This is a genomic window from Pedobacter sp. Bi27 (assembly GCF_918698255.1).
In the GTDB taxonomy this organism is placed as follows: Bacteria; Bacteroidota; Bacteroidia; order Sphingobacteriales; family Sphingobacteriaceae; genus Pedobacter.
Genome location: NZ_CAKKMW010000007.1, coordinates 235,214 through 245,610, shown reverse-complemented (window position 1 = coordinate 245,610; position 10,397 = coordinate 235,214). Strand labels below are relative to the sequence as shown.

Sequence of the window (10,397 nt, the reverse complement as noted above, 5' to 3'; positions counted from 1 at the left end):
CGTGGTTCGTGTCTCCACGAACCATTGTATTTTTGCCACGGAGGCTCGGAGCACACGGAAAATCCATCTGACAGATGCATTAGCTATCAATCCCCAAATAGCAGTACCGTCCTTGCCAACTAAACCTGATCGGTAGGAACTTGCTTTTCAAATTATGAGTTAAACATTAATCTTATTTCGTCTTTTAAACAATTTATCAGAAAGTCTTAGCGAGAGGCTAAGACCAGATAGTAAATCAGGCTAAGCGTTTCCTTACAGTAAAAATATTTTCAATACCGTTTAATTCTCGATTTAAAATTACATTTTTGCAAAAATTATTTAAAAGTAAATGCAGAGTTACTCAGAATTTCTTGATCTAAGTGTTGGTTTCCCTCAAGAGGGTTTCGATGTTATAGATGATGAATTATATTTTCAGGATTTAAACCTGATGGAAATGATCGAAACTTACGGTACTCCCCTACGTTTCACGTACTTACCAATGGTAAGCAAGAAGATCCAGCAGGCAAAGATTCTTTTCCAAACCGCTATTTTAAAGAACAATTATCGTGGCGATTACAAATATTGCTACTGTACAAAAAGCTCGCATTTTAAGCATATTGTAGAAGAAGCTTTAAAAAACAACATCCACCTGGAAACTTCTTCGGCTTTTGATATGCCGATGGTTGATGCGCTGGAGAAAAAAGGCGTGTTAACGAAAGATACCACCATTATCTGCAACGGCTTTAAAACCTACCAGTACAAACAATATATCATTGATATGTTGCATGATGGTTATACCAATATTATCCCTGTTTTAGACAACAAAGAAGAGTTTAATCTTTTTGATGATGAGGTTGATATTGATACACCTTGTAACTTAGGTATCCGTATTGCAGCTGAGGAGCAGCCAGATTCGCAGTTCTATACTTCGCGTTTAGGGGTGCGTATGGAAGACATTATTGATTTTTACAACAATAAAATCGTTCACAACCCTAATTTCAGGGTTAAATTATTACACTTTTTTATTAACTCTGGTATTACCGATTCGCCATATTATTGGAACGAGTTAGAGAAATACGTAACATTGTATTGTAAATTCAAAAAAATCAATCCTGATTTAGATACCCTGGATATTGGTGGTGGTATGCCATTTAAAGATTCGTTGGTTTTCGATTTCGATTACGAATACATGGTAAACGAAATTGTAAAAAGGATTAAAGAAATCTGCGCCATCCACGACGTAATGGAACCAGATATTATTACCGAATTTGGTAAATATACGGTTGCAGAGGCTTCTGGTATTTTATATAAAGTATTGGGCCGTAAACAACAGAATGATCGTGAGCGTTGGTTAATGCTGGATGGTTCTTTTATTACCAATTTACCTGATGTTTGGGCATTGAATCAAAAATACATTTTATTGCCAATTAATAATTGGGACGCTGAATATGAGCGGGTTAACTTAGGCGGCATTACCTGCGATGGGCAGGATTATTATAACCAGGAGGCACACATGAACAGTGTATTTATGCCGAAAACGCGTAAAGTGCAATATTTAGGTTTCTTCCATACTGGTGCTTACCAGGAAGTATTGAGCGGTTATGGTGGTATTCACCACTGTTTATTGCCAAGCCCGAAACATGTTTTGATCCGCAGAAACCGTGATGAAAGTTTCAATTTCGAAGTTTTTGGAGAAGAACAAAATAGCAAGCAGGTATTGAAGATTCTGGGTTACTAAGTTTAACCGCAAAGAACACAAAGTTTTTCGCAAAGAGCGCCAGGTTTATACTTGGCGCTTTTTACGTTTTTAACCATTGGAGAAAACTTATTTCTTTTGTTTAAACTAAAGTGAATCCTGCTGAAAGCAAAACATTGGATTAGTGGCTACAAGCTTTGAGGCATTGTCATCTCGACCGGAGTGTTCCAAAGGAACTCCTTCGGAGGAGAGATCTTTTAATTGAGTTTAAAGATTTCTTTCACTATTATTTTTGAACTTTATCCAACTGAAACTGAAGACTAATTTTACATCCTACGATTGGTAATTTATTTAACCATCATTTATTCAAGATAGGCCCTGAAATAAATCCGATAGCTATCAGATCAGAGTGACGACAGCATATGATAAATTCTTTACAATTTTCTTTATTAACTTAGCGATAAAACAACTCAGGGATGACTACATCTACGAATAATTTGGGAATTTTGGGTCGATGAAAATATTTATAAAAATCATTCTAATTATCTTAATATCCTGCTTGGCATTCGTAGTATTAATGTATTCAAGTGATTTTTTCACTTCAATTATTCCCGGTTGGCACTCTGTAATTTCCGTTCCAAATTTAAAACAATTAATAGTTGTCTGTTTAAATATAATCCTACCTCTATTTTACTTAATTAGATTTCGTAAGCTTATAAAAAGCTGGCTATTTTTCGCCTACATTTTTTCTATTAATCTTTTTTATTATATAGGTTATCTGTTGATAAAACACTTTGAAAACAGATTAAGTATAGATATCATTGCCTATAGCAGTCTAATTAACGAATTGCTCTATTTGATATCACTTACGCTACTTTCCCATATTATCTTTACATTATATCTTTTAAAGAAATTAAAAAAGACAGATTATTAGCTGGACATTTCAATATATTTGATTTGAAATAAAAAAGACCAACATGAAATTCGGCCAAGTAGACGACCCAACCATTATAGATTATACGCTTCCTGCTGATGCGCCTGAAACAGCAGCAATTTTAGCAGCAAATAAACCTAAACAATCTTTCCAAGCATACGTAGGTTGCGCCAAATGGAATAAGGCCGATTTAAAGGGCTTTTATCCAAAAGGGACTAAGGATGAATTAACTTACTATTCTACTCAATTTAATTCTATTGAGCTTAATGCCACATTTTATGGTATGCCAAGCCGTGAACAGGTAATCACCTGGACACAAAAAACACCTGCAGATTTTAAGTTTTTTCCAAAACTCACCAATACCATCAGTCACTTTAAAAGGTTGATCAACGTTAAAGAACCTGTAGAACAGTATTGCGATGCCATCAGTAATTTCGAAGATAAATTAGGAATGGCTTTTCTTCAATTGCACGATAACTTTAAACCTAAAGATTTTGAAAGGCTAAAAATTGTAATCAGCGAATTCCCAAAAGTAATTCCTTTGGGTGTTGAAGTGAGAAATGAAGAATGGTTTTCAAATCCGGCCATTGCCAACGAATTTGCACAATTATTTCAGGAAAATGGTGTAGCCAATATCATTGTTGATACTGCAGGCAGAAGAGATATGCTGCACATGCGTTTAACTTCGCCCACCGCCTTTGTGCGTTTTGTTGGCGCAAACGATGATGACATAGATAAAAAACGCTTAGACGATTGGATTGAAAGAATTGTAAGCTGGAAAGAACAGGGTTTGCAAAACTTGTATTTCTTTGTTCACCAGAATGTAGAACTTTCCTCTCCGTTATTTTCTGCCTATTTTACAGAAAAGCTGAATAAAGCTCTAGGAACTGATTTAAAAATCCCGGTAATGGCCAATCAGGCTTCGCCTAGCTTATTTTAGTTCTTTTGGTACGTCATTCCCAATCAAGTTGGGAATGACGACTCTTCTAAGTTTATTTTCTTCTATAAATCGTTTCGGTAGCTTTAGCTTCTTCCCCTTCCGGCGAAACATTGTAGGCCGTTAATACGATTTCATTTTCGTTAATTATTTCAAGCGCTGTTCTCCAGCCCCAAAGCTGCTCGCCATATTCCGGATTGCCATATTCGCCAAAAACAGAAAAACCTTTTGTTGTAGCCTCACCGCTCGAAAGCATAATCTGCGTGCCCATGTGAAAACTATCTATCCAACTTGTTGTAAATCTTTGGTAAGGAATATCAAAACCGATAATCATTTTGCCTTCAAAAGCTTTTCCTTCTAAACTTCCCTGGTAATCAAGAGAAATAAAACGGTTGCCTAAAATAGAAGTAATTTTTGCTTCAGCTGGAGATTCATCTGCAAGCACATCCTTTTCGAACCAGGTTTTGGTTATCCCATTCCAGGTACCTATTAAACTTTGAAGCTGTTGGTGAGCACCATCTTCCAAAGATTGCTCAAATTTACTTTTCGCCATAATCCAAACTTATAAAATTTAAGTTGTAATGTTTAATTGTTTGCATAGAAGATTTTGAATTGAAAATTGTAAATTGTTAACTGAAAACTATCTATTTATGTTAAAGGCGTTAGATCTCAATCAGGTAATGGTTATCGATATCGAAACTGTACCTCAATATCCATCTTTTCAGGATGTCCCCCCGCATTTCCAGGAACTTTGGGAGCAGAAAACACATTATCAGCGAAGTTCTGATCAAAGTCCTGAAGAATTTTATGAAAAAGCAGGTATTATGGCCGAATTTGGCAAGATAATCTGCATTAGCATGGGAATATTTAATGTTCAGGGCAAATCCTGCTCTTTACGCATTAAATCTATTTTTGGCCATGATGAAAAAGAAATGCTGCTACAATTTTCTGCGTTATTGAGTAAACAAATGCCCACCTTAATGTTTTGTGCACACAATGGAAAAGAGTTTGATTTCCCTTATATCTGTCGCAGATTATTGGTTAATGGCATAGAAATTCCAGCTCAATTGCAGCTTTCGGGCAAAAAACCCTGGGAAATAAACCATATTGACACGATGGAACTCTGGAAATTCGGCGATTACAAACATTTTACTTCTTTAAACCTGTTGGCTGCTATTTTAGATATTCCTACACCTAAAGACGATATCAATGGTGCGCAGGTAAGGCAAGTTTATTATGAAGAAAAAAATCTCGATAGAATTGTTACCTATTGCCAGAAAGATGTAATTACTACCGCCCAGGTTCTGTTAAAATTTAAAGGTATGGATATAATTCCAGCAGAAAACATTACAATTGTAACCTAAATGATGGTCGAAGTAAAACTGGAAATTCCAAAATATAACAATGAGGTAGGATTGCAATCTAGCTGGGTAGATGGGTTTATTCTTAAAACAGATATTATTGAAAATCAAATCCAAATTCATGCTAATAAAGCAGGACTCATTTCTCTTGCGAAACAGCTACTTTCCTTAGCACAAGATGAAACCCCAATTGGTTGTCACTATCATTTAGGCGATTATGACAGTTTGGAAACAGGTTCAAATGAGCTTATTATTTCAAAAATTTGATGCTAAACGTAGAAAATCTAAATATCGATTTTTATAACCAAGATGAGAAAACCTGGTTTAAAGCTGTAAAACAGATCAGTTTTAATGTGAAAAAAGGAACCGTTTTAGGTATTGTTGGCGAATCTGGTTCTGGAAAATCAGTTACCTCTTTCTCCATTATGCGCTTGCATGATGAACGTGCCGCAAAAATTACCGGTGAAATAGATTTTGAAGACATTAGCCTGCTCAACCTCAGCTCGAACGAAATCCGCCAGATCAGGGGAAACCAGATCTCAATGATTTTTCAGGAACCAATGACTTCGCTCAACCCCGTTTTTACCTGCGGATACCAAGTGGCAGAAGCCATTATGTTGCATAGGGAAGTAGATAAAGCGGAAGCCAGAAAACATACCATTGCGTTATTTAATGAAGTGCAATTACCCCGACCAGAAAAAATATTTGATAGTTACCCACATCAAATATCAGGGGGGCAAAAGCAAAGGGTAATGATTGCCATGGCCTTAAGCTGCGATCCGAAACTGTTAATAGCCGATGAACCCACAACGGCATTAGATGTAACCGTTCAGAAAACAATTCTACAGCTCCTGTTAAAATTGAAACAGGAACGGAATATGGCAATGATCTTTATTTCGCACGATTTAGGTGTAGTAAATGAAATTGCCGATGAAGTTGCTGTGATGTATAAAGGCGAAATTGTAGAGCAAGGTCCTGCAAAATCTATTTTTGAAAATCCACAACATCCGTACACCAAAGGTTTGCTTGCCTGTCGTCCCTCACCTAGTCTACAATTAAAAAAATTACCGGTAGTGGCCGATTTCCTTACCGGAAAAATTGATGATGCTTCAGCACATTTACAGGCTTCAAACCAACTAACAACAGCAGAAATAGCCATACGGAGAGCGGAACTTTATACCCAGAAACCCTTACTTCAGATTAAAGATCTGTGTACCTGGTATCCTATCCATAATGGTCTTTTCGGTAAAACGACTGATTATGTTAAAGCTGTTGACCAGTTGAATTTTGAGGTTTTTCCTGGTGAAACCTTAGGTCTGGTTGGCGAATCGGGTTGTGGTAAAACCACTCTTGGCCGTACCATTTTACGGTTGATACAGCCTACTTCTGGTGAAATCATTTTTAATGGAGAAAACATTACACACATCGACAAAACAGCCTTACGGAAGTTAAGGAAAGATGTTCAGATTATTTTTCAGGATCCCTACGCTTCATTAAATCCGAAATTAAGTATCGGTCAATCGATTTTAGAACCACTGCAAGTGCATAAATTATACCATAACGATAGCGAGCGTAAACAAAAAGTACTGGAATTGCTTGATAAAGTAGGTTTAAAAGAAGAACATTTTAACCGATATCCGCATGAATTTAGTGGCGGACAAAGGCAGCGTGTAGTGATCGCAAGGGCTTTAGCTTTACAACCTAAATTTATCATCTGTGACGAATCGGTATCTGCTTTAGATGTTTCTGTTCAGGCGCAGGTTTTAAATCTCATCAAAGATCTCCAACGCGAATTCGGACTTACCTATATTTTCATTTCTCATGATCTGGCGGTTGTAAAGCATATTTCAGACCGTATCTTAGTTATGAATAAAGGAAAAATTGAAGAAGAGGGTTTTCCCGAGCAGATATTTTATGCGCCAAAAGCAGCTTACACCCAAAAACTGATCGAGGCCATTCCAGGACACCAATAATAAAAAATGCTTAGAAATCTTTCAATTACTTTTACACTGATTTTTCTTTCTTTAAACATTTATGCACAAAAAGTAGAAATCATTCAGTCGACTACTATTTTTGAAAAGGCGCCATTCGAGGCCTGTCATGCCTCAACCCTGGTTGATTTAGGTAAAGGAAAAATAATGGCTGCCTGGTTTGGCGGTAAACATGAAGGCAATAAAGACGTAGTAATCTGGTCATCAATAAAAACCGGCACGCAATGGAGTTTACCGATCGAAATTGCAGATGGAATAATAAACGATACCAGCAGATTTGCCTGCTGGAATCCTGTGCTTTTTAAAACAAAAAACGGCACGTTATTTTTACATTATAAGGTTGGTCCAAATCCAAGAATCTGGTGGGCAGAATATAAAACATCTATTAACAATGGAAAAACATGGTCTAAAGCACAGAAATTGCCTAAAGATTTTCTAGGGCCAATTAAAAACAAACCTATCCAATTACCAAATGGAACAATTCTATATCCCTCAAGTACAGAAAGTTTAGATGAAAAAACATGGGCCATCCACATTGAAAAATCAGATGCGGAATGTAAAAACTGGAAAAAGATCAATATCAACTGTGATACTTTTGGTGTAATCCAACCATCTATTTTAACCTATCCAAACGGCAGGTTACAGTTATTATGCAGAAGCAGGCAAAATGTGATTGTAGAAAGCTGGTCGGAAAATAATGGCGAAACCTGGTCAAAACTTAAGGCTACCCAATTGCCTAATCCAAATTCTGGTAGCGATGCCGTAACCCTGAAAGATGGTCGGCAATTACTGGTTTACAATCCGTTAACAGCAGGTAAAAACTGGTGGGAAGGCAGATCAGTATTAAAACTGGCCATATCAACCAATGGTGAAAACTGGCAGGATATTTACACACTAGAAAACCATGCTAAAGGCGAATATAGCTATCCGGCCATTATTCAGGATAGAAACGGCAACATCCATTTGAGCTATACCGCAGAGCGGAAGAAAATTACTTACGTGGAGATCAGGTTAGTCCGTAGTCCATAGTCCATAGTCCATAGTCCATAGTCCATAGTCCATAGTCCATAAGATGGAATGAGGGTTAGAAATAAGGTTTAATCTTGAATATTATTTATTTTATTCGTGGTTAATCGTAGATAGTCAATAGCAATTTTCGCTAACCCATCTTGGCCTATCAACAGTGAGCTATTAAAAACCAGCAAGTAGCCGATTTGCTTTACCGATGAACCAATGGCCGATGAACCAATGAACTAAAATCATCATGCCTTTTACATATTATCCGCTATATTTTCCATCCTGAGCATCTTTTCTGTATCTTCGGTAAATTCAGTTTAGCATATGGCAAAGAAAAAATCGGCAAATATAAAATTAGTTCTGAATCAATTGGTTAGTGATGTTTTTGAAAAAAACAATAATCAGCTGCTTAATTACAAGCAGGTTTCGGCCAAATTAAATTTGAACGATCAAGAATCGAGAGAAACCATTCTCGAGATCTTAAAAGAAGGGAAAAGTACGGGCATTTTCTTAGAACCAGAAAAAGGTAAATTTAAACTTAAAGAACTGCAGAACTTTATTATCGGTACGGTTGATATGACTGCCGATGGTTCAGCTTATATTGTTCCGGAAGATGAATTTGAGAAAGATGTTTTTGTAGCTCCAAGGAAACTTAAAAATGCATTGCATGGTGACACCGTAAAGGCTTATGTTTTTGCGAAGAAAAGCGGTCGTAAAAACGATGGTGAAGTTGTCGAAATCATTAAAAGGGCAAAGTCAGATTTTACAGGTGTAATCAAGATATCAGATCGTTTTGCATTTGTAATTGCTGATGATAAAAAAATGATGCACGATATTTTTGTGCCTCTGGCCGATACCCACGAAGCCAAAAATGGTCAGCGTGTATTAGTAACCCTATCAGATTGGCCTGAAAGCGCAAAAAATCCAATCGGGATTGTTAAACATGTACTGGGTAACCAGGGCGAGAACAATACCGAAATGAATGCTATTTTAGCACAGTATGGTTTTCCTTTAGAGTTTCCTCCCCAGGTAGAACGCGAAGCCAATGCCATTCCTGAAGAAATTCCTGCAGCAGAAATTGCCAAAAGAAAAGATTTTAGAAAGGTATTAACCTTTACCATAGATCCGGCAGATGCGAAAGATTTCGATGATGCCATCTCTTATCAAAAACTGCCTAACGGAAACCACGAAATTGGTGTGCATATTGCCGATGTTTCGCATTATGTAATCCAGGGAACCGATCTTGATAAAGAAGCGTACAGCCGTGCCACTTCGGTTTATTTGGTAGACCGTGTGATCCCGATGCTGCCAGAGCGTTTGAGTAATGGTGTATGTTCATTACGTCCACATGAAGATAAATTATGTTTTGCGGCTGTTTTTGAACTGGACGAGCAGGCGAATATTCAATCTGAATGGTACGGTAGAACGGTAATCCACTCCGACAGAAGATTTAGTTACGAAGAAGCACAAGAAGTAATCGAAAATAAAGAAGGTGATTATGCAGCAGAAATCCTGAAACTGAACGAACTGGCTTATATCCTTCGCGACCGTAAATTTAAAAACGGGGCCATCAGTTTCGAAAGTACCGAAGTTAAATTCAAACTGGATGAAGCTGGCAAACCAATTGGTGTTTATGTAAAAGAGCGTAAAGATGCGCATAAACTGATTGAAGATTACATGCTTTTGGCCAACCGTAAAGTTGCCGAGTTTATAGCCAAGAAAACTAAAGGAAAAGACAAACTGACCTTTGTTTATCGTGTGCACGATTCGCCAAATATGGAAACCCTGAATACTTTCGCAACCTTTGCTTCACGTTTCGGTTATAAAATCAACACCAAATCAGATAAAGAAATTGCCAAATCACTAAACAATTTAATGGCTGATGTAGAAGGCAAGAAAGAACAGAATATCCTAACTTCGCTGGCCATCAGATCTATGGCAAAAGCAATTTATTCTACTAAAAAAACCAGTCATTATGGTTTGGCTTTTGAATACTACACTCACTTTACTTCCCCTATCCGCCGTTATCCGGATGTGATGGCGCATAGGCTTTTACAGACTTACTTAGATGGAGGTAAATCTGCTGATATGGAATTTTACGAAGTGGCCTCTGTACATTCTTCGGCAATGGAGAAAAGAGCTGCAGATGCTGAACGTGCTTCTATTAAATACAAACAGGCCGAATACTTAGAAAACAATATCGGTACGGAATATAAAGGCATTATTTCGGGTGTTACCGAATGGGGTATGTATGTTGAGATAGAAGAGAACAAATGTGAAGGCATGATCCGTTTAAGGGACATATCAGACGATTTTTATGTGCTTGATGAGAAAAACTACTGTATTGTAGGCCAACGCAAAAAGAAAAAATACCAGCTGGGAGATGAAGTGATGATCAGGGTGAAAAAAGTAGATCTTTCTAAACGTCAAATCGATTTCACCTTAATTCCAGATTAAAATTTAAAATTGTGCCTTAAACACA

General features: G+C 37.1%; 8 protein-coding genes. 7 read left to right on the top strand and 1 reads right to left on the bottom strand.

Annotated features, from left to right (window positions below; translation table 11 throughout):
* Positions 1-328 precede the first annotated feature (328 nt).
* Positions 329-1,717, top strand: a complete 1,389-nt coding sequence (locus LQ227_RS21875) for an arginine decarboxylase (protein WP_029277861.1) — start codon at positions 329-331, stop codon at positions 1,715-1,717.
* 935 nt (positions 1,718-2,652) lie between these two features.
* Positions 2,653-3,549 carry a DUF72 domain-containing protein gene (locus LQ227_RS21870; RefSeq protein ID WP_230145988.1) on the top strand — a complete coding sequence of 299 codons (897 nt, stop codon included), beginning with the start codon at positions 2,653-2,655 and terminating at the stop codon, positions 3,547-3,549.
* A 52-nt stretch (positions 3,550-3,601) separates the two neighbouring features.
* Here the strand turns inward: LQ227_RS21870 and LQ227_RS21865 are convergent, their stop codons facing one another.
* The gene (locus LQ227_RS21865) at positions 3,602-4,099 is read right to left on the bottom strand and encodes a DUF1579 domain-containing protein (protein WP_230145989.1); all 498 of its coding nucleotides are present in this window, start codon (positions 4,097-4,099) and stop codon (positions 3,602-3,604) included.
* A gap of 97 nt (positions 4,100-4,196) precedes the next feature.
* Here LQ227_RS21865 and LQ227_RS21860 point away from each other — a divergent pair, with 97 nt between their 5' ends.
* From LQ227_RS21860 to rnr, 5 genes are all read left to right on the top strand, one after another.
* Positions 4,197-4,910 (top strand): 3'-5' exonuclease, encoded by a 714-nt coding sequence (locus LQ227_RS21860; RefSeq protein ID WP_230145990.1) that lies wholly within the window; start codon positions 4,197-4,199, stop codon positions 4,908-4,910.
* Positions 4,911-5,174, top strand: coding sequence for a hypothetical protein (locus tag LQ227_RS21855; protein WP_230145991.1), 264 nt, complete (start codon positions 4,911-4,913; stop codon positions 5,172-5,174).
* Positions 5,174-6,880 (top strand): ABC transporter ATP-binding protein, encoded by a 1,707-nt coding sequence (locus LQ227_RS21850; RefSeq protein ID WP_230151074.1) that lies wholly within the window; start codon positions 5,174-5,176, stop codon positions 6,878-6,880. Before LQ227_RS21855 ends, LQ227_RS21850 begins: the two co-directional genes overlap by 1 nt.
* Positions 6,881-6,886: 6 nt before the next feature.
* Positions 6,887-7,927 (top strand): exo-alpha-sialidase, encoded by a 1,041-nt coding sequence (locus tag LQ227_RS21845; protein ID WP_230151072.1) that lies wholly within the window; start codon positions 6,887-6,889, stop codon positions 7,925-7,927.
* Positions 7,928-8,239: 312 nt separating this feature from the next.
* A complete protein-coding gene (rnr, locus tag LQ227_RS21840; protein WP_230151071.1) occupies positions 8,240-10,372 on the top strand; it encodes a ribonuclease R in 2,133 nt (710 codons plus the stop codon).
* Positions 10,373-10,397 lie beyond the last annotated feature (25 nt).

What these genes read in the sequence shown, in the direction of transcription:
- rnr (WP_230151071.1), top strand. Translation starts at nt 8,240, where the DNA reads ATGGCAAAGAAAAAATCGGCAAATATAAAATTAGTTCTGAATCAATTG.
- LQ227_RS21850 (WP_230151074.1), top strand. Translation starts at nt 5,174, where the DNA reads ATGCTAAACGTAGAAAATCTAAATATCGATTTTTATAACCAAGATGAG.
- LQ227_RS21870 (WP_230145988.1), top strand. Translation starts at nt 2,653, where the DNA reads ATGAAATTCGGCCAAGTAGACGACCCAACCATTATAGATTATACGCTT.
- LQ227_RS21865 (WP_230145989.1), bottom strand. Translation starts at nt 4,099, where the DNA reads ATGGCGAAAAGTAAATTTGAGCAATCTTTGGAAGATGGTGCTCACCAA.
- LQ227_RS21875 (WP_029277861.1), top strand. Translation starts at nt 329, where the DNA reads ATGCAGAGTTACTCAGAATTTCTTGATCTAAGTGTTGGTTTCCCTCAA.
- LQ227_RS21845 (WP_230151072.1), top strand. Translation starts at nt 6,887, where the DNA reads ATGCTTAGAAATCTTTCAATTACTTTTACACTGATTTTTCTTTCTTTA.
- LQ227_RS21855 (WP_230145991.1), top strand. Translation starts at nt 4,911, where the DNA reads ATGATGGTCGAAGTAAAACTGGAAATTCCAAAATATAACAATGAGGTA.
- LQ227_RS21860 (WP_230145990.1), top strand. Translation starts at nt 4,197, where the DNA reads ATGTTAAAGGCGTTAGATCTCAATCAGGTAATGGTTATCGATATCGAA.